General features: G+C 34.3%; 13 protein-coding genes and 1 pseudogene. All 14 read left to right on the top strand.

Annotated features, from left to right (window positions below):
• The first annotated feature begins 146 nt into the window (after positions 1-146).
• The 14 genes and pseudogenes from C231_RS08675 (at position 147) to C231_RS0101655 (ending at position 20,276) form a co-directional block, all read left to right on the top strand.
• Positions 147-539 carry a hypothetical protein gene (locus C231_RS08675; protein WP_026314294.1) on the top strand — a complete coding sequence of 131 codons (393 nt, stop codon included), beginning with the start codon at positions 147-149 and terminating at the stop codon, positions 537-539.
• Between the two features lies 1 nt (position 540).
• Positions 541-3,489: a type III restriction-modification system endonuclease gene (locus C231_RS0101715; RefSeq protein ID WP_018658936.1), complete on the top strand. Its 2,949-nt coding sequence runs from the start codon at positions 541-543 to the stop codon at positions 3,487-3,489.
• Between the two features lie 42 nt (positions 3,490-3,531).
• Positions 3,532-3,642: pseudogene (locus C231_RS08825) on the top strand (DUF4357 domain-containing protein); the annotation flags it as partial.
• Between the two features lie 105 nt (positions 3,643-3,747).
• Positions 3,748-4,497 carry a class I SAM-dependent methyltransferase gene (locus tag C231_RS0101710; protein WP_018658935.1) on the top strand — a complete coding sequence of 250 codons (750 nt, stop codon included), beginning with the start codon at positions 3,748-3,750 and terminating at the stop codon, positions 4,495-4,497.
• 418 nt (positions 4,498-4,915) lie between these two features.
• Positions 4,916-5,335 (top strand): MarR family winged helix-turn-helix transcriptional regulator, encoded by a 420-nt coding sequence (locus C231_RS0101705; RefSeq protein WP_018658934.1) that lies wholly within the window; start codon positions 4,916-4,918, stop codon positions 5,333-5,335.
• A 1-nt stretch (position 5,336) separates the two neighbouring features.
• On the top strand, positions 5,337-7,598 hold the full coding sequence (locus C231_RS0101700; protein WP_018658933.1) for an ATP-binding cassette domain-containing protein: 2,262 nt from the start codon (positions 5,337-5,339) through the stop codon (positions 7,596-7,598).
• A gap of 426 nt (positions 7,599-8,024) precedes the next feature.
• Positions 8,025-8,477, top strand: coding sequence for a MarR family winged helix-turn-helix transcriptional regulator (locus C231_RS0101695; protein ID WP_018658932.1), 453 nt, complete (start codon positions 8,025-8,027; stop codon positions 8,475-8,477).
• A gap of 169 nt (positions 8,478-8,646) precedes the next feature.
• Entirely contained in the window at positions 8,647-10,038 is a 1,392-nt protein-coding gene (locus C231_RS0101690; RefSeq protein WP_018658931.1) for a purine-cytosine permease family protein, read from the top strand.
• Position 10,039: 1 nt separating this feature from the next.
• A complete protein-coding gene (locus tag C231_RS0101685; protein WP_018658930.1) occupies positions 10,040-11,464 on the top strand; it encodes a C69 family dipeptidase in 1,425 nt (474 codons plus the stop codon).
• A gap of 224 nt (positions 11,465-11,688) precedes the next feature.
• Positions 11,689-13,221: a sodium:solute symporter family protein gene (locus tag C231_RS0101675; protein ID WP_018658928.1), complete on the top strand. Its 1,533-nt coding sequence runs from the start codon at positions 11,689-11,691 to the stop codon at positions 13,219-13,221.
• A gap of 449 nt (positions 13,222-13,670) precedes the next feature.
• Positions 13,671-16,304 (top strand): immunoglobulin-like domain-containing protein, encoded by a 2,634-nt coding sequence (locus C231_RS08155; protein WP_018658927.1) that lies wholly within the window; start codon positions 13,671-13,673, stop codon positions 16,302-16,304.
• A gap of 313 nt (positions 16,305-16,617) precedes the next feature.
• Positions 16,618-17,538, top strand: a complete 921-nt coding sequence (locus C231_RS0101665) for a peptidase U32 family protein (RefSeq protein ID WP_018658926.1) — start codon at positions 16,618-16,620, stop codon at positions 17,536-17,538.
• Positions 17,539-17,550: 12 nt separating this feature from the next.
• Positions 17,551-18,813 carry a peptidase U32 family protein gene (locus tag C231_RS0101660; RefSeq protein ID WP_018658925.1) on the top strand — a complete coding sequence of 421 codons (1,263 nt, stop codon included), beginning with the start codon at positions 17,551-17,553 and terminating at the stop codon, positions 18,811-18,813.
• Positions 18,813-20,276 (top strand): SLC13 family permease, encoded by a 1,464-nt coding sequence (locus C231_RS0101655; protein ID WP_018658924.1) that lies wholly within the window; start codon positions 18,813-18,815, stop codon positions 20,274-20,276. Before C231_RS0101660 ends, C231_RS0101655 begins: the two co-directional genes overlap by 1 nt.
• Positions 20,277-20,279 lie beyond the last annotated feature (3 nt).

Below are 20,279 nucleotides of genomic sequence, written 5' to 3'. Positions count from 1 at the left end.
AACCCGCTTATAAAGCAGGTTACAGAACCATTGATGAAATTGGTCGCGAAAGAATAAGACGTGCTGCCAAAAAGATAAAAGAAGAAACAGGTGCTGATATTGACTATGGCTTTAAGACTTACTTCTTAGAAACTGTTGATGAAAAAGTGCTTACTGACCTTGATTATTTCGATGATAATCCAAAATTAATTTCTAATGATATGATCTCTATTTTTGATACAAAAAATTCTAAGGGTCGTGACGCTATTCTTTCTACCTATCTTCTACTAGATGGATATGGATTAAGTGAAGGGGCAGAAAAATATAAGTTAGATAAGTATGTTGCTGATAAAAAAGATAATAGCCTTTATATCATTGATGAAGGGCTTGAATCAAGCGATGTAATGGAACTTATCAAAAGAATAGAAAGCTTAGAACTAGATATAAATAGGATTGTCATTTTTGCAAGTTCTATAAATTTCAATGTAATGCATGAACTTAAGAAAAATCTTTTTAATCTAAGAAATAATAAAAATGTAGAATTGATTGAGAGGTATTAATATGGGAATTCAGTTGAGCATTTTACCTCATCAAACAGAATGTTTAGATAGAGTAAGTAAAGTATTTGAAGGTGTAACAATAACCCACACAGATGATATATTTGCAAATCCTGTGTTTGATAAGAATGATATAAAGATAAAAGATAATATAAGAGAGATTCAGGAAAGTTTTGACGGTAAGGAAATACCAAGGGAATTTAGAGGAAGTCATGAAGAAAACTTTGGTATAGATATTCGAATGGAAACAGGCACTGGTAAGACTTATTGCTATACGAGGCTGATGTATGAGTTAAATAAAAGATATGGATTTCATAAATTTATTCTTTTAGTGCCTACAACTCCTATAAAAGAGGGGACAAGGTCTTTTATTGAATCAGAGTATGCCAAAAAACACTTTGCAGATCTTTATCCAGAAAAGAAATTGTCTTTGTCTATTCTCAATGCTCAAAAGAATAAAAGAGGTAAAAAGATGTTTCCTCAAGCAATTTCTGATTATGCAAGAGGTACAGCACTAGAAAAGAATAGGATAAGTGCACTTTTAATGTCGAGTGGTATGCTCATATCAAAAGCTACTATGGATAATGAATATGATCAAACATTATTTGGGACTTTTTCAAACCCATATGATACTTTAAAAGCGACTAGACCAATTGTAATCATTGATGAACCGCATAAGTTTAAAAGAGAAAATGTTGCATATAAAAGATTAATAGAAAGAATCAACCCTTTATGTGTGATTAGATTTGGAGCTACCTTTCCAAATTTAGCTAAGTCTGATAAAAAAGATTATAACAATCTCATCTTTAACTTAGGATCATTCGATGCTTTTAATAGAAATTTAGTTAAAGGTGTCGCAACTCAAATGATTGAACAAGAAAGTCTAAATGAAACTAGAGTAAAACTTATGGAAATTACATATCGTCCTAAGTCTTGTGTTATTAGAAATGAAAAGACAAATAAAAGCTATACATTGAGAGTAGGAGATAGCTTATCTGTAATTGATAGTGATTTTGGCGGAATTGCTATAAGTGCTATTGGAAAAACTGAAGATGACGATATTAAAAAAGGTATCACTTTATCCAATGGTCGAATTCTAGTAAAAGGTGATCAAATTTATGCTGGAATATATGGCGCTACTTATCAAGACTTAATGATGAAACAAGCGATAAAAAACCATATAGAACAAGAGAGGGAGAACTTTTTTAGAGAAAGAAAGATTAAAACTTTATCTTTATTTTTTATAGATTCTATTTATTCATATAGAGGAGAAGATAAAGATGGAAGTTTAAGGATTAGATTTGAGGAATTACTAAAGAAAGAATTAGAGATAGAAAAAGATAAATATGTAAATTCTAATTTGGATATTCACAAAGAATATGCTTCTTTTCTTGACTCATCTATAAAAGATATTTCATCTACAAATGGAGGTTATTTTGCAGAAGATAATTCAAATAAAGATGAAGACATACAAAAAGAAGTTGACCAAATTTTAAGAGACAAAGAGCGTCTACTTTCTTTTAAAGATGAAAAAGGTAATTGGAATACTAGAAGATTTATATTTTCGAAATGGACACTGAGAGAAGGTTGGGATAATCCCAATGTATTTCAAATATGTAAACTTAGATCAAGTGGATCAGAAATAAGCAAATTACAAGAAGTAGGACGAGGGCTTAGACTTCCTGTTGATGAATATGGAAATAGAATATCAGATGAACAATTTTACCTAACTTATCTTTATGATTATTCTGAAAAAAACTTTGCTGAAAGCTTGATAAGTGAAATTAATAAGGACAACCAAAATATATCGCTTAATATCAATCTAATGTTAAGTAAAGTTGCAGAAAATCGAGGAATGGAAGAAAATAAACTTTTTGCTTTTCTTCTATTGAATGATTATATAGATCGTGAAGGAAATATTATCCTTGATAAAAAAGATGAACTTATTGCAGCTTATCCAGAATTTAATGTAGGATTAGAACAAAATAAAATCATTGATAAGAACAAAAAAGAGCAAGGTGTAGTTCATATTAGAAAAGATAAGTTTAAAGAGATAAAAGAGCTATGGTCTAAAATTAATAAAAAATATTATTTAACTTTAGATGATATTTCAGAAGATGAATTATATAAAAGTGCCTTAGATATCCTAAATAAGGGGATAGAGGGAGATACCATTGCAAGAGCTATAGAAAAAAGAACAGCTACAGAAGAAAATAAATTTGTACTTAAAGAAGGTACTGCGAATTGTTATATCTTAGAAGAGATTTTGCCTTATGGAGAATTTTTGAGAAAAGTTCAAAGTGCAACGGGAATACAGGCTAAGATAATGCATAAAGCACTTCTCGAATATAATAAGTCCAATAAAATAGATAAAGGATTCTTTAATAAAAATACGCTAAATAACTTTATAAAAGAATTTCAAACTTGGTTTGAAGGTGCTTTTATAAAAAGATTTTCTTACAAGGCACTTGATGTTAATTCATTAGAAACTGCACTTACGGATATAGATGGAAATCCAAGAGAGAAGATAGTGCAAGGAGTTGTTGGTATTATTAAAGATGATAATATGAACGTTCCAGATAATTTCTTGTATGATAAATTTATTTTTGATAGTCCTAAAGAAAAAGATAGTATCAAAGATAGTAATATTGAAGAAGTAGTAGTATTTGGCAAAATACCAAGAAGAAGTGTGCAGGTACCACTATACTTTGGAGGAACAACAAGTCCTGATTTTATGTATGTCATAAGAAAAGATGGAAAAGAAGAGATAAACTTTATTATTGAAACTAAGGATGTAGATAAAGACTCCACTTTAAGAGGTGTAGAAAGTTTAAAAATAGAATCTGCTAAGAAGTTTTTTGAAGAATTAAAGAGAGATGGGTTAAATGTAAATTTTGAAAAACAACTTAAAGATGATGATATAGTTTCAATGATAAAAAAATTAATTAAATAGTTTGTGACATCTGTAATTTTCCCTGTACCTTCTACAGTTTCTACATACGCCTCAATGTTTATTCTAGGAATGAGTAGAAATGGTAGAATTGATTGGAAAAATAAAAATGGTCTATCATTAAAGGAATTAGAGGAAAAAGAAACATTAGAATAGGCACTTTCTAAAAGACGATATAAAATCGTCTTTTTTTATTTATGGAATGAGTATTTCAAGGTATACTAAAAGTAGATCAATTTGAATGTGAGAGGTTAATCATTTATGAAGTCATATCAAGATATAAATAAAGCAATCATTGATAGATGGGCTGAGCAAGGCTGGGCATGGGGAGAGTCTATTTCACATGAAGAATATATCAAGGCACGAAGTGGTGTATGGGATGTCTTACTTACGCCTACTGTACCTGTTCCACATGATTGGGTTGGGAATATAAAAGGGAAGAAGGTGTTGGGATTGGCATCAGGTGGTGGACAGCAAATGCCAATATTCAATGCTCTTGGTGCAACATGTAGTGTGATTGACTATTCTTCAAAACAGATTATGTCTGAGCTGAAGATTGCTGAAAGAGAAGGTTATAAGATAGATGCTATTGAGGGGGATATCACCCAGAGGCTCCCTTTTGCTGATGAAACATTTGATTTAATCTTCCATCCTGTGTCCAACTGCTATATTGAAGATGTCTATCCTGTGTTTCAAGAGGCATATCGCGTTTTGAAAAAGGGAGGAATTTTTCTAGCGGGATTAAATAACGAGATCAATTATTTTGTGGATAGTGAAGAAAAAGAAATCATTTGGAATATGCCCTTCAATCCTTTAAAAGATGAAAGAGCAAGAGCATTTTTAATGAAAGAGGATGCAGGAATGCAATTTTCACATAATATGACGGAACAAATCGGCGGGCAATTAAAGGCAGGTTTTACTTTGATTGATTTATATGAAGATACAAATGGAATAGGCAGACTTCATGATTTGAATATTAAAACATATATAGCCACTAAGTCAGTAAAATGATCGCACAGATAAATTTCAATTTTATATGACTATGATGGCGAGATTTGTGGACAATATTTCTCAGAAGAAATGATTAGGACTGCCAAGAAAAATGCTAAAAGTCATTTTGCCTTTGGTTTTAGAATGCATTTTATGAAATATTAACACTTAAATTTACTAATCTGAAATTTAATTTTGAATCATTATAGGCTGGAGATGCTTGTAATGAAAATTCTCCATAATATAGACAATGCTGTCTGATGAATAAAAGACCATAAGTTTAAAACTTGTGGTCTTTTTATAATGGGAACATTTACTTTAATAGAAATGTTGCTACTAAGCCTAAGCTCCTTCTTCATTGCAAAATTATGCAAAAACAATTTCTGTTATGATATAATTTCCATATAGAAATTATATCATAAAAAAAGAGGAGATAAGGATGGATTTAAAAGCTGCACTTATAAATTTGCAATGTGAAATGGTTGCGGAAAGAAACTTAGTTAATCCTAAGGCAATCAGTTGGCTACAATATGACATTTTATATCAACTGAAAAAAGAGGGTGAAATATTACCATCGCATTTAAGTGTGACCTTGGGAGTGTCACGAACTAAAATATCAAAAGCATTAAAAGGATTAAAAGTTAAGGGGTATATTCAGCAATCGCCAAATAAATTTGACGGAAGGGAACTTTATACATCGATTACGGAGCAAGGACGTACGTTGCTTGATAATATTTCATTCAAGCATGCAGTACTTTACCAAACGGCTTTACGAGTTTTTACTAAAGAAGAGCAAGAAACCTTTGCATATTTATCTAATAAATTGTCCAATCAGTTGCGCGAGTCGAGGAGAGAATAAGATGAATAATTTTATAATGATAAAAAATGCGAGAACAAATAACTTAAAAAATGTTTCTCTTAATATTCCCAAACATAAAATAATTGCGGTTACGGGTGTTTCGGGTTCGGGAAAATCATCACTTGTCTTTGATACTATCGCAAGTGAATCTCAAAGACTCTTAAATGAAACGTACTCTAGTTATATCCAAAATTTACTTCCTAAATATAAGAAACCCCTCGTTGATGCGATTGCTAATCTTCCAATTTCTTTAGTAATTAATCAAAAACGATTACAAAAAAATCAAAGGTCAACTGTAGGAACTGTCACAGGTATTTATTCTGATTTAAGATTGTTATATTCCCGAATGGCCAAACCTTTTATTGGTTATTCAATGAAATATTCCTTTAATAATCCGCAAGGGATGTGTAAGATGTGTCAAGGTTTAGAAACTGTTAAGACGTTAAATATAAAAAAATTAATTGATTTTGACAAATCACTGAATGAAAGTGCCATTCAATTTCCGATATTTCAAAAGGGAGGATGGCGGCTAACGCAATACACGGAATCTGGATTTTTTGACAATGATAAGAAAATATCGGATTATACGGCAGATGAACTTGAACTCCTATTATATTCACCGAAGATTGTGCCACAAAATCCGAGTAAAAATTGGCATAAGACGGCAAAATATTTTGGGGTTGTTCCGCGAATTATGGAAAGCTTTGTTAATATGGAGACGACCTCATATAAAAAAGATGTAGATCGAATTGTACTCACGAGTATATGCCCTGCATGTTACGGTATGCGACTCAATAAAGAAGTTCTAAGCGCAAAAATAAAGGGAAAGTCTATAGCAGATTGCACTCATATGATGTTAAGCGACTTGCTTGAGTTTGTTGAAAGCATTGATGATCAGAGCGTTACCATTATTATTGCTGAATTAAAAAGTAAATTAAAAGGTCTAGCAATGGTAGGTTTAGATTATCTGACATTGAATCAACCAACAGGTGCACTTTCTGGTGGTGAATCGCAAAGGATTAAGATGGTTAAGTATTTAAATAGTTCACTTTCTGACGTACTTTATATTTTTGATGAGCCAAGTGTTGGACTACATCCTCAAGATATTAAAGGAATTACTAATATTTTTGAAAAAATTAAAAATAAAGGAAATACTATTTTATTTGTAGACCATGACCCAGATATGATCAAAATTTGTGATGAAGTAATAAATTTTGGCGAAGGCGCAGGAATTCATGGAGGTAATGTGACCTTTCAAGGGACATTTGCCGATTTATTAAAGTCTGACACAGTGACAGCTAAAGCCTTTTTAAAACAACATGTGATTAATCCAGAAAAGGAAAAATTTGCGAGCTATTATCCATTGGAAAATGTCTCGAAATATAATTTGAAAAATATCAGTGTAAAAATTCCTAAAAATGCAATAACTGTGGTAACAGGTGTAGCAGGTTCGGGTAAAAGCACATTGATCCGCGATGTGTTTACAGATAAATATCCAAATGCAACCATTTTAGATCAAAGCTTACCGCATGCCTCCAGTCGTTCTAATATTGCGACCTATTTACAAATTTATGATGAAATTAAAAAAGTTTTTAGCAAAGCCAATCATGTTGCACCATCATGGTTTTCTGTAACAGGTAAAGGGGCATGTCCAATATGCAAAGGAAAGGGAATGGTAAAATATGACCTGGCATATCTTGGAGATGCAGAAGAAATTTGTGAAAGATGTCAGGGAAAAAGATTTAATGAACGAACGCTTTCATATTTATACAAAGGAAAAGATATCAGTGAAATCTTTGAAATGACCGCTGAAGAAGCAAAAGCTATATTTTGTGACAATGATCGAGTACGTCGCAATTTAGATTCTATTATAAAAGCGGGTCTTTCATATATACAAATCGGACAATCTCTTGATTCCTATTCTGGGGGAGAATTGCAGCGATTAAAAATCGCTCAACTGCTAGCGAAAAAAACATCAGACATTATCATCTTAGATGAACCGACAACAGGACTTCATGAATCGGATATTACTCATTTATTGCAACGCATACGAGAATTAGTGGCTAATGGCAGTACTGTAATTATCATTGAGCATAATTTATCGATAATCAGTCAAGCGGATTGGGTGATTGATCTTGGACTCGAAGGTGGAAGCAAAGGTGGACATCTGCTATTTCAAGGTTATCCTATTGATTTTATTAAATGCAGGAACTCGTATACTGCAAGTCATTTGAGACGATTTTTAGCGATAGATGATGAATAAGTATCGCTTTTATCTTGGAATGTTATTAGAGAAGGATTCAAAGTAATTCAAAAATGGAGAAGCCCGAAGTATAAGAATTTTTATGAATAATTTCAATGGAATTGAAGTATTTATAGATTAAATATTATAAAATAATGTGTAGAAAACTCTTGAAGTGGATATTGCTTCAAGAGTTTTTGAATGTGTATGATTAAAATGACAAAGTTAATAATTATCGGGTAGATAGCTCACTATTAAAAATAGATGACTATTTACTAAAATTTCTTCTATTTCTAAAGTGGGGAGCAAAATAAGCAAGGGACCTTTTGCTATTTTTAATATGGTTTTCTTCTTTAATCTATCTTATGGACATTTCGGATTCGTATGAGCCTCTCTTTTTTGATATACTAAACTAATAACTTTCAGCTTTAAAAGGAGAATGATTGAATGAGTAATAAAGTTGAACTGGAGATTTTAGATTTAATTAACGATTATTATGATAAATATTATAGACAAAACAGACTGTATGATAATTGGTGTGATAAATTTGGCATTACTGATCATGAATTATTTATACTAGAGAGAATATATTACAATGATGGCAAGTGTACTCAAAAAGATCTCGTTGAGTATTTAGATTTTACTAAACAAACTGTATCTTCTATATTAACTAGATTAGAAAAGCAAAAGTATATCTTAAGAAAGAGATCGTTAATTGATTGTCGTGAAAAGTTAATATTTTTAACTGATAAAGGTCGCAAATATGCTGGAAATATTGTGGGTGAAATGAGAGATCTTGAAGTAAAAGCTTTTAAAAATATGTCCGAAAACGAGAGAATAACTGTAAAAAAAGGTCTAAAAATATTAATTGAGAATTTAGAAAATAGCTTTAAAAACTAAAGAGGGATACCCCCCTCTTTTTTTTATTGCTTTTTTAAATTTTTAAAGTAATGTCTGTTGCAATTAGTACAAAATTAGACTAATATATAGATATAGTCCAAAAACAGACTAATATTTAAATAAATAACTAATTTAATGATCATTAATTATATAAAAGGGAGGAAAAATTATGGAAAAGGCAGACAATAATCAAGCCAATGAAGTACGTGATTATGCAATTGATGAATATGTTCCAATGAGTGCTAGATACTATGGTGCTAAAGAAATGACATCTACTTGGATATGTGCAAATGCTAATCCTACTACATGGTACATGGGTACAATAATGGGAGCATTAGGATTAAGCGGTGTAATTGTTACGTCTCTCATTGGTAATCCCATTGTTTATTTTATTTTAACTTTAGTCGGTTTAATGGGATTTAAAGTTGCTTCAACTAATATGGGACTTTGTAGAGTTCCATTTGGTATTAAAGGTAGTAAATTACCTTCATTTATTAATGCATTACAGTTTGTAGGTTGGTGTGGAGTTAATACTTATATTGCTGCTACAGCGTTATCTAGCTTAATTACTTCTTTTATTGGTGGCGATGCTTATAATCCTATTTTAATTACGATATCAGTTGCCGCTATAATGCTAGCTTCCACCATTACAGCGGTATACGGTGCTAAGTACATTTCTAAAGCACAAATAATTGCTGTAATATGTTTAGTTGTTTTAAGCATCTGGATTACAATTAAAATTCTTGGTTTAGTGTCATTTGACGATTTATTTTCATGGAGTTTATCAGATAATATTCAAAATGCAGGATGGACTTTATCATTTGGCGGTGGTTTAAATATCATATTGGCTAATGGTTTTGCATGGATAATGTGTGTTGCAGACTATACACGATATACAACAAGCAAAAAAGCAGCTACTGTTGCGCCAATGTTTGGTGCTGCATTTGGTATGTTATGGTTTATTACAATTGGTGCTGCGGGAGCTATAGCTGTTGCTGTAATGAATGGTGGATACTTTGATCCTTATTCTGCTGATTTAGCATATATTTGTAGTACTTTGGGAATGGGAATGATCGCTAACGTATTAATAGTGATTTCAACGATTGCGGTTAATATGATTAATATTTACTCTGGCGGTTTTTCTACAGCGAATATCAGTGAAAAGGTTCCAGCAAAAACTTCAATGATATCACTAGGTATGCTGGCGGCTATTATTGGCTTGTCGCCATTAGTATTAGGTTCTTTCTTAGATACTTTCCAGGTATTTTTAAATTATTTAGGTGCACTATTCCCACCATGTATTGCAATTATGGTGGTCGATTACTATCTCATTAGAAAAGGTAATTATGATATAAAACAATTTAATGTAGAAAATGGTATTTACTGGTATAAAAATGGAGTTAACTATTCAGCAATTTTTGCATGGATATTAGGAGCTGCATCATATTTTGTTATTGAAAATGTTAGTTTTGTAAATGATACATTGGGAAGTGTCTTATTCAGTTTTATAGCTACTTGTGTAATTTATTATGTAATTAGTATATTTAGAAAGGATAAGTAATATGTGCTTTTCTGTAATAGTTGGTAAACATGCCACAAAAAATAATGCTGTTATTTTAGGTGCAAACGATGACTGGCCAGGGTGCCCTGGACAAGTCCATATTAAGAAACGTCAAACATACGATGAAAGTGATAAATTCTTAACAGTTAAGGGAGTAGAAATTCCTCAAGTGAAAGAAACGTATGCATATACGTATACGGTATGCGATTATGAAACAGGAACAAGAAATTTATCTTGGGCAGATGGTATAAATGAAAACCAAGTAGCTGTCGGGATGATGGGAGTGTATACTTTCAAAAACTTTCAGACTGAAAAAGATATATTAGAATGTGATGATTTGTCCATATTAGCGTTGGAAAGAGGTAAGACCGCAAGACAAACAGTAGAAATGTTAGGAGCACTTATTGATGAATATGGTTTTTCTACATCTTCTATTGAAGGAAGCGAAGGGGTAGCAACCATTGCCATTGCAGACCCTAATGAAGGATTTTTCTTTGAGTGTGCTCCTGGAGGATATTGGATAGCTAAAAGAGTAAAGGATAATGAGGTTGAATGTAGACCCAATTGTTTTGGTACTTTAGAGGTTGACTTTGAAGATAAAGAAACATTTGTATACTCGGACAAGTTATTAGATTTTTTAAAAGAAAACAACTTATGGAGTGAGGGACTGAAATTTAATTTTGCTGAATATTTTGGAGAAGGTCCTTTAATTTCAGAAGCATTTGGCGGAGCAAATAGAAAAGTAAATGCAATGAGAAGATTTAACTGTGTGTATAGATTATGCGGTTTAGATCACGATCCTTCTTTAAAAGTATATAGTGGAATAGCTAAAGAAAAGGTATCTGTATTAGATATTATGAATATTCTAAGAGATACATTTGAAGGGACTGAATATGATCTATCGAAATGTGATGAAGCAGGGGAACACAATAATCCATTGTGGATGGAAACAAGCTATAGTATCGGTCAAGGCGGGACTGTTTTTTCTATGGTGTTTGAACTGAGTACTAAGCATGATAATGCTTGTATGTGGGTTGCTAGTGCATCAAGTAAATTGAGTTGCTTTATTCCATTTTTTGTGAATCAGGATTCTGTTCAAGAACATTATACAAAGGCTAAGATGGGTGACTTTGATTTAGACTCCGCTTGGTGGGCTTTCCAAGAAGTAGGACAAGTTTGTTTTAGAAATTATGAGTTAATAGCTAAAGACCTTGTTATGCCTACATTCTTAAATTACCAAAAAGAAATGATTAAAGAAAAAGATGAGTTGTTGGTCACTCTGGAAGGAAAAACAAAGGAAGAATCTAGAAAATATCTACAAGATTTTTCTGATACTTGTGCAACGAAAACGTATGAAGAAGCATTAAAATTAGGAAAATATATAAAAGGGAAATTTTTAAGTAATACAGTTTTAACTTGGTTATAAGTAGAAAGGGGTTTGGAATTTTATGAAATTGTTAAAAATTGAAAAAGTATGGTTGCTTTTAACTTTAACATTTTATGTTCTCTATAATATCCCGGGCTTTCCCCCTTACAATAATACCAAATTAGCATTTATACATGCTGCATTAACTGTAATTCCTTTATGGATAACGGTATATGTAGGTTTGGGTAAAGTTTTTAAAAAGTACAAGTTGAAAGAGTGATATTATGTTAAATTCAAGTGTTATATGGACCGCGTTTGCACTGTACATGGTATTTTTATTAAGTGTGGCAATATACGTGACCATGAAAGAGAAGAAAGAAAAAAATACAGGGAGTATGCTGAAAGCATCAATTCCTTGGTTTGTATTAGTCATGACATATATTTCCTCATTAATGAGTACTTGGGTGTTTTTTGCGGGACCGGGTGCTTATTACAGAAACGGGTTATTTTATTGGGTAAGTGAGTTAAGTTACATTGCTTTATTTCCAATAGTAACTCATTTTACCATGAACAAAGTTTGGGTATTAAATCAAGAATATAATGGTAAGTTTATTACACCTTCTGATTTTTATTTTGAGAGATTTAAAAGTCCATTGTTAAGAAGTATTTTAGGATTTGTTTTTTTAGGTGCATCTCTTCCATATGTAGCTTCCGTTTTAGTAGCTATCGCTCAATCTGCTTCTTACGCAACGGGTGGAGCTATTGATTACAAAATAGCAGTGATAGTTATCGGATTAATTATGACGATATTTGTCTGTATCGGTGGTGTTAAGTCAACAGCAATGGCCGATACGGTGCAAGGCGTTGTATTTATTAGTTTATTATGGGTAATAGCAATTAGCTGTTTAATTGTCGGCTTCAATGGCTCTTTGACAAATGTCGTAGAAAAAATTTGGAACAATAGCAACTCTTTCTTTTCATATCCAGGATCATCTAATGCTATAACGTATGCTACAAGACTTGGATATCCACTGTCTTGTGCTATAGGCTGGACAATAATGTTACCACATGTATTTGTTCGTTCAGGATATTACGGAGATAATTTAAAAGCACAAAGAAAGCTATCTAAAATTACTCCAATATTACAAGTGTTAATTTGGACAGGAACTATGATAATAGGGGCCATAGGTTTGGGCTTAAACTCTAATCTTGGCTCAAGTGAGACCGAATTAATTATTCCTTATATGATACAAAACTTTATAATCAGTTATAGTCCTTTGCTAGCTAAAGGGTTGATGGTTGGCTTCTTTGTGGGGTCTACAGCAGTTGGAATATCTACTGCATGTGCATTTTTATCTGTATCTTCAGGGATTGTATCTTCAGATATAATTAAAAACACATTAAATATAACGATTAAAGAACGTAATCAAAAAAATGTGGACAGAATTATAATTGCTGCAATAGGAATAATATCCATTATGTTAGCAATTAATCCACCTGATTTAATATTTACGTTAATTATGTTCTCAATAGCCATAGTCATGCCATTATTCCCTATTTTAATAATGGCAATCTATTGGAAAAAAGCTACTAAACAAGCTGCTATATTATCTTCTATATTAGGTGTTATTGTTGTTTTGTGTACATATTTTGTATGGGATTTAGGAAATACATGGTACGGTTCAATTGGTATGCTAGTATCAACAGTTGTAATGATTGTTGTAAGTAAAATGACAAAACAAAATGAAGAAGATAGTAAAGAATTCTATGACAAACTTGAGGCTGGAATGGCTAGATTTTATGATATTGCTGAATAAAGTTACTTGATTAAACTGCACTATTTATAGTGCAGTTTTTATTTTAATTCAAATGGTTCAATGGATCCCTTAACTAATTATTCTGCCAGCAAAAATAGTTATAAAAAAATGAGGTTGAACAAAGTCGGGTGGCTTAAAGTATAATAGCTATTTGTTCTTAATCTAAAGCATTTATACAACTGCAATACATAAAAGACTAGGTTAACTTTATCGATTTTCTCGCTATTGCGGACGAAATTTAGGAATAATTCTCTAAAAATTGCTTAAAATTATGCACAACTTTAAGACGATCGGTCATGTCAAGCGGGTATAAGAATAAGTATCGCTTTTGTCTTTTTGTCATTACATTATATTATAGTGCAATCAAACATATGCTTATGTACTATACAAAATTGAATTTGTAATATACAATTGGTGCTGTAGCATTAATGATTATGGGAGATGGAGAGATGATGAAAAGACTGAAGGCTGCTGCTTTTTTTGTGATTGCGACATTAATCTTCACGATGTTACCGGCTAATCTAGCAATTGCGGAAGAAACTGCGCAAACGCCAGCTGAAGAGGCTGCAACATTTACTTTTGTGAAGCAAGATGGAAGTGAGGAAACGGTACAATATGATGATCCGACCGTTTCGATTGGTTTAAATGGAACACCTGGACAGACAGGTTTTTGGATATTTAAGTCATATTTTGTTGGTTGGTCCGACAATAAAAATTATGCAACTGAAGGGACAGGGCATCTATTCTATGAGGATCAGCCAGTGAGTGATATTTTGAAAGCCAATATTAAAAGTGGAACAAAACTTTATGCGCTTTATGCGAATACTGGGACAGTTACACGTATGGGGGATTTAACCACAGTCCGTATTAATGACAATGTGTCAGGGGCTAATTTTGTTAGTCCAGGTTTACCGAAGAAAGTTGGCGATATGACGACGGTTACTTATGGAAAAGATGATGGCGATTATGCAATAAATGAATTACATGGTAATTTTTCAATCAATCCTTTTATTGCTTCTTCAATTTATAAAGATCCATGGGTGGGTGCTTTAGAGAATGGATCAGACTGGAGTGCACTTGGCAAGAACAAAGGAAATGTGACAGTAGTGGATCTGCATGTTGACCTTGATAAGAGAATTGTGTTGCCAGAAGAGTTTGAAATTACTTTCCATAGCTATACTTTTAGACCATATAGTGTCTATTCTGCAACAAAAGCTGATGGGACTCCTGTAGGCAATGATGAAGTTTATCCTTATTTGGGAGTGGATCTTCCTGGTGGAAAAGCAGAACATGGTGTCTTAGAGAAGATTGAAGATAATAATCCGAATACGACCTTTAAAGCGAGATCTTACATATTGGACGAGCATGGAGAAAAAGTGCCAGTTCATAATTTTGTTATACGCACGCGTATTCGTACGGGATATGATAATTATGGCAACAAAATAAAACCGTTGACCATGGAACAGATTCAGTCCGATATGGAGCTTTCTGTCGAAAATGCTAATTTCGTGGTGCCTCATGCAGTTGCCAAAGACATTGCGGATGGAAAAGCTGAGCCTATCAAGATAAATGGTGTCATAGATGGCCTTGTAAAAGGTGTATATTTTGGACCTATTAATTCTAAAGATGAAATTTTGACATTTGAAAGACAACTTGAAGTTAATTTTATAAATGAAGGCAACCCATATGCTACCGTTAAAGTAGAAAATGGCAAGACGATTAATGGTGATGCGCTTACGGACGAGTCTATGCCTAATGATCCTACTAAGGCAGGATATACATTCAAAGAATGGAATACACAAGCAGATGGTAAAGGTACATCATTTACTGGTGAGACCATTGTGAATGATGATATGACAGTCTATGCAATCTATAGCATGAAGCAGTTGCCACTCAATAGTGCACCAGTGTTAGAAGTTGAGGACAAAGTGATTACGGCAGGAGACGCTCTTGATTTAAGAACCTTGATTACTAAAGCTGAAGATAAAGAAGATGGTGCAAATCTTAAGACACAGGTTGTTATTGATGCAGGTAATTTCGATCATACAGTGGTTGGTCAATATGAGATTACATATACTTTGACAGATAGTGGCGGTGCATCGATTACGAAAAAAGCGACGGTTACTGTCAATCCTAAAGCGATGGTTATCAACCATGCCCCAATGCTTGTAGTTGAAGATAAAGCGATTATAGTTGGGGATGTGCTAGAGTTGTCCAGTCTTATTGTGAAAGCCGAAGATAAAGAAGATGGTGCAAATCTTAAGGCACAGGTTGTCATTGATGCGGGTGATTTTGATCATACGGCGGTTGGTCAATATGAGATTACATATACTTTGACAGATACTGGTGGCGCATCGGTTACGAAAAAAGCAACGGTTACCGTCAATCCTAAAGCGATGGTTATCAATCATGCTCCAACGCTTGTAGTTGAAGATAAGACCATTACGGCAGGAGAAGTGCTTGACTTAAGCACTCTAATTATTAAAGCTGAAGATAAAGAAGATGGTCCAGACTTGAAAGATCAGGTCACGATTGATCCCGGTGATTTTGATAATACTAAGTTTGGAACATATGAAGTAACATATACTTTGACAGATCATGATGGTGCAACAGTCACGAAGACGGCAACCATTACAGTTAATCCTAAAGTGGCAATTATCAATCATGCTCCAATACTTGAAGTGGAAGATAAAACGATTACAGTCGGAGATGCATTAGACTTAGAAGCGCTGATTGTGAAAGCGGCAGATGAAGAAGATGGCCAAGACTTAAGAGACCAGGTCGTCATCGATGAAGGTCATTTCAATAATAAAGTACCTGGTCAATATGAGATTATATATACTTTAACTGATCATGAAGGTGCAACAATTACTAAAAAAGCAGTGGTTACAGTAGTTGAAAAAGCCAAAGTACCATCAAAAACTAATGAAAATAAATCAACAAAAGAACCAGCGCATACTGAATTTGGTAAAACTTTACCAAAAACAGGAATTAACATCCCTTCATTACAATATGCTGGGCTATTAAGTATTATTGGGGTAGTGTTTGTTGTGGCAAGTCTTATCAAAAAAGAAGAACATTAAACGACCGTTTAGCCAAAGGAAATAACTTTAAATAAATCGGCTTTCGTACCTAGAGTCATCGGATTGCGAAAGCCGATTTTTATATGATAATATGCGCTAGATATTTATAGCGACTGCATAGCATGCTATAATATGAAAAAATAAAGAAAAAATTGAAAATTAATGCCAACTATTTAATGACGGTAGCAATATCGTCATTTTATTTTGCGGAGTAAAAGTGTTCGATTATAGAGTGCTTGCATCCAAGAAAAGATTACAAAATAGTGTGAACACTGTATAATGATGACATATAAAAGAGAACTTAGGTGAAAAGATGATTCAATTAATAACATATCCAAAATCTGTTGCCCATGCCAAGGATTTATTAAAATATTCTGATATCTTAGTGATTGGTGAGGATCAATTCGGCGTTGAACTTCCAGCTAATTTTACACGTAATGAGCAGCAGGCCATCATTGAATTGGCACATGAGGCACATAAAAAAGTAGTCGTTGCCGTAAATGGCATGATGCATAATGAAGATATTGAAGATTTTCATTCATATTTGCCTTTTTTATATGATGTGCAAATTGATGCTATTATGACTGGGGATCCGGGGATTGTTCAAGTAATGCGCGATGCTAAGATGGAGATTCCTATGATCTGGGATGCACAGACATTGAATACAAGTTCTGGGAATTTGAATTTTTGGGGTAAAAGAGGAGCCATCGGTGCTGTTTTAGCACGTGAGTTACCACAAGATGAATTACAAATCTTAATGAAAAAAATAGAGATTCCAGTAAGCATACAAGTTTATGGAGCAAGTGGCATTCATCAGTCGCTGAGAAATCTAGTTTTTAACTATTTGGATTATCTTGACGTGGAGGCGATTCAAGCAACCCGAGAAGAGCCACTATATATCACTCCATCACGCCAAAATGACAAGCGCTATACGATATATGAAGATCAACGAGGGACACATATCTTTGCGAGTGATGATTTGAATTTGTTACCTGTGTTGGATGAATTGGTGGAGATGAACTTGACCCATTGGAGTCTGAATAGCTTATTCGTAGAACCAGAGGCTTATACCGAAGTTGTGTCCATTTTTAAGAAAGCCGCCGATCTTTTGTCGGACAGAAAATGGTCAGCTCATCAAGTGGGCACCCTGTCGCAAATGATTGAAACGTTGCATCCTAAACAGCGCACACTTAATTTAGGATTTTATGAATTGTCTTCAAGTGATATTCGATAAAGGAGTCTGAATATGACGAAAATTTTAAAAAAACCAGAAATTCTATGCCCTGGAGGAACATTAGAAAAATTAAAAATTGCGATTCGCTACGGTGCCGATGCATGTTATATTGCAGGAACTGACTTTGGTCTACGTACGCGGGCGGGTAATTTCGATGAAGCAGATATGAAAGAGGCGGTTGCTTTTGCGCATGCCCACAATGCTAAAGTATATGTGGTGGCGAATATGGTAACGCATGAAGGAAATGAAGAAGGAGCGGCATCTTTTTTTAGACAGATTGAAGCCGTTGGCGTGGATGCGGTATTAATCTCTGATCCAGCACTAATGGCAATCTGTCATGAAACGACCCCTGAACTGCCGATCCATCTTTCGACACAAGCTTCAGCAGTGAATTATGAAACGCTCAACTTCTGGGCACATGAAGGACTGGAACGCGTGGTTTTGGGGCGAGAAGCATCGCTAGCGGAGATTAAAAGAATGAAAGAAAAAACAACGATTGAGATTGAATGTTTCATGCATGGCGCGATGTGTATCGGATATTCTGGTCGTTGTGCTCTTTCTAGTTATATGGCGCGGCGCGATGCGAACCGTGGGGGATGTGCACAACCTTGTCGTTGGCTTTATGATTTGATGGCGATGGATGAAGATGGCACAATGACAACTATCGGTCCCGATCAAGCATTAGAAACTGAAATCCCTTTTTCTATGAGTGCAGTGGATCTGACCATGATCGAACATATTCCAGATTTGGTGGAAGCAGGAGTCGATAGCTTAAAAATTGAAGGGCGCATGAAATCCATTCATTATGTGTCAACAGTTGCCAATGTTTACCGTATAGCCATTGATGCCTATTGTGAAGATCCTCAAAATTATGAATTAAAACAAGACTGGGTAGATGAATTATGGAAAGTGGCACAAAGAGAATTAGCCACAGGCTTTTTCTATCAAAAGCCAGGAGCTCACGAGCAACTTTATGACAGTGTCCGCCGACCCCCGAAAGATACATTTATCGGTCAAGTGTTAAATTATGATCATGCAACAGGCATTGCGACCATTCAGCAACGAAATAAATTTGCTGTAGGGGATGAGATTGAATTTTACGGGCCAGGGATGCGTCATGCTATTCAAACTGTTAAATGGATGGAAAATGAAATGGGCGAGAGAATTCAAGATTGCCCGCATGCATTGATGACAATCAAAATTCCAGTAGAATTTCCCGTTGAACGGTATGATTTGATTCGTCAAGCGCATGTTATAGAAAAGGTGAGAGCCTGATGATTTTAGGACATCTGAATCGATTTCAAAAGGTGATGACACTTTTAGCTTTTAGTTTTTTGCTTTTAGGCGGTATAAATAGGTGGCAAAATCTAGACTTGCTCGGTATGGGGCATTCAACCTTTCAGCTACTGATGTTATTTGTAGCTTCACTTTTGTTGTGGCTATTTGTTTCGATTGATTGGCCTAGCCTTTTATGTCTACTTGTATTGGGGGCACTTCCTGAAATTGATTTTGGAGCAGTGTTTGCACAGTCTTTTGGAAGTTCTACTTTTGTTTTTTTGACGCTGACTTTTGCTCTTACATATACTTTAGAACAAACATCTGCGCTCAAACGCATCACTGCTCGCACTTTACAGTCACATTGGGCTCAAGCAAGTGGCAAGCGTTTTATCTTGTGTTATTTAGGGACCTTGCTTTTAATGGCTTGTGTAATGTCCCCGACAATTCTATTTATGATTGCTTTTCCAATCTATGAATCAATGGTTCAAGCATTTGGTTGGCAAAAAGGCGATCGTCAAGCAGCAGCATTATTATTTGCAACATATACATCCATTGCGATAGGTACCGCTATGACACCTATTAATCATGTATTTGCAGTAACGGCGATGGGTCTTTATGAAGAGGCTTACCATGTATCAATTTCTTATCATCAATATATGATGATGGGGATTCCTGCAGGTTTGTTGCTATTTCTAACGCTTATTGCAAGCTTATATTGGATTTGGAAAATTGATTGGACAACGATTCAATCGACCGAAGTGCGCGTTGCACGCGACTTGCCAGTTGTTACGCGACAAGAATATGCAGCGGTTGCAATTTTTCTCTTTGTCATTGTACTTTGGCTTGTGCCAGAGTGGTTAGCATCTATTGTTCCAAATGTCAGTCAATTTTTTAAAGCTGCTGGGAATGCATTCCCACCCTTAGTGGGACTGATTCTAATGGCAATTATTTCAATTGATGGTGAGCCCGTAGCTAAAGTTTCTCAAGTGCTGAAAGATGGCGTATTTTGGCCGAGCTTGTTACTTGTTGGTGCTGCTCTTGCACTTGGCGGTGCGCTGACTCATCCTGAGATTGGTTTAATGACTATTTTTAATTCAAACATTGGGAATAACTTGCTCGGCTTATCTCCATGGATAGTGGTCATGTTATTTATGCTTTGGGCGGGGTTACAAACCAACTTATCTTCGAATTTAGTCACAGTAACGGTTGTTGGCAGTATGGCGGTTACGTTGCTTCAAAGCCAGCAAGATGTATTGAATATTGCAGGAATAGTATGCTTAATTGGCTTCATGTCATCGCTAGCTATGATGACACCGCCAGCAATGCCTTATGTAGGTATTGCCATTGGTTCCAACTGGCTGACAAGTCGGCAAGCTTTTAGTTATGGAATGTGGATACTCTTTTGGGCAATTTTAATAGCGTCTTTTGTTGCCTATCCTATAAGTCGTGCAATTTTTTAAAGG

The sequence above is a fragment of the Allofustis seminis DSM 15817 genome, from assembly GCF_000374325.1.
GTDB classification, from domain to species: Bacteria; Bacillota; Bacilli; order Lactobacillales; family Carnobacteriaceae_A; genus Allofustis; species Allofustis seminis.
Note: the sequence above shows the minus strand (reverse complement) of the source record. Positions and strands in the feature narration are given on the sequence as shown.

Bases quoted from the DNA above. Each gene is read 5' to 3' on its own strand.
- C231_RS0101715 (WP_018658936.1), top strand. From the start codon at position 541: ATGGGAATTCAGTTGAGCATTTTACCTCATCAAACAGAATGTTTAGAT.
- C231_RS0101710 (WP_018658935.1), top strand. From the start codon at position 3,748: ATGAAGTCATATCAAGATATAAATAAAGCAATCATTGATAGATGGGCT.
- C231_RS0101705 (WP_018658934.1), top strand. From the start codon at position 4,916: ATGGATTTAAAAGCTGCACTTATAAATTTGCAATGTGAAATGGTTGCG.
- C231_RS0101700 (WP_018658933.1), top strand. From the start codon at position 5,337: ATGAATAATTTTATAATGATAAAAAATGCGAGAACAAATAACTTAAAA.
- C231_RS0101695 (WP_018658932.1), top strand. From the start codon at position 8,025: ATGAGTAATAAAGTTGAACTGGAGATTTTAGATTTAATTAACGATTAT.
- C231_RS0101690 (WP_018658931.1), top strand. From the start codon at position 8,647: ATGGAAAAGGCAGACAATAATCAAGCCAATGAAGTACGTGATTATGCA.
- C231_RS0101685 (WP_018658930.1), top strand. From the start codon at position 10,040: ATGTGCTTTTCTGTAATAGTTGGTAAACATGCCACAAAAAATAATGCT.
- C231_RS0101675 (WP_018658928.1), top strand. From the start codon at position 11,689: ATGTTAAATTCAAGTGTTATATGGACCGCGTTTGCACTGTACATGGTA.
- C231_RS08155 (WP_018658927.1), top strand. From the start codon at position 13,671: ATGATGAAAAGACTGAAGGCTGCTGCTTTTTTTGTGATTGCGACATTA.
- C231_RS0101665 (WP_018658926.1), top strand. From the start codon at position 16,618: ATGATTCAATTAATAACATATCCAAAATCTGTTGCCCATGCCAAGGAT.
- C231_RS0101660 (WP_018658925.1), top strand. From the start codon at position 17,551: ATGACGAAAATTTTAAAAAAACCAGAAATTCTATGCCCTGGAGGAACA.
- C231_RS0101655 (WP_018658924.1), top strand. From the start codon at position 18,813: ATGATTTTAGGACATCTGAATCGATTTCAAAAGGTGATGACACTTTTA.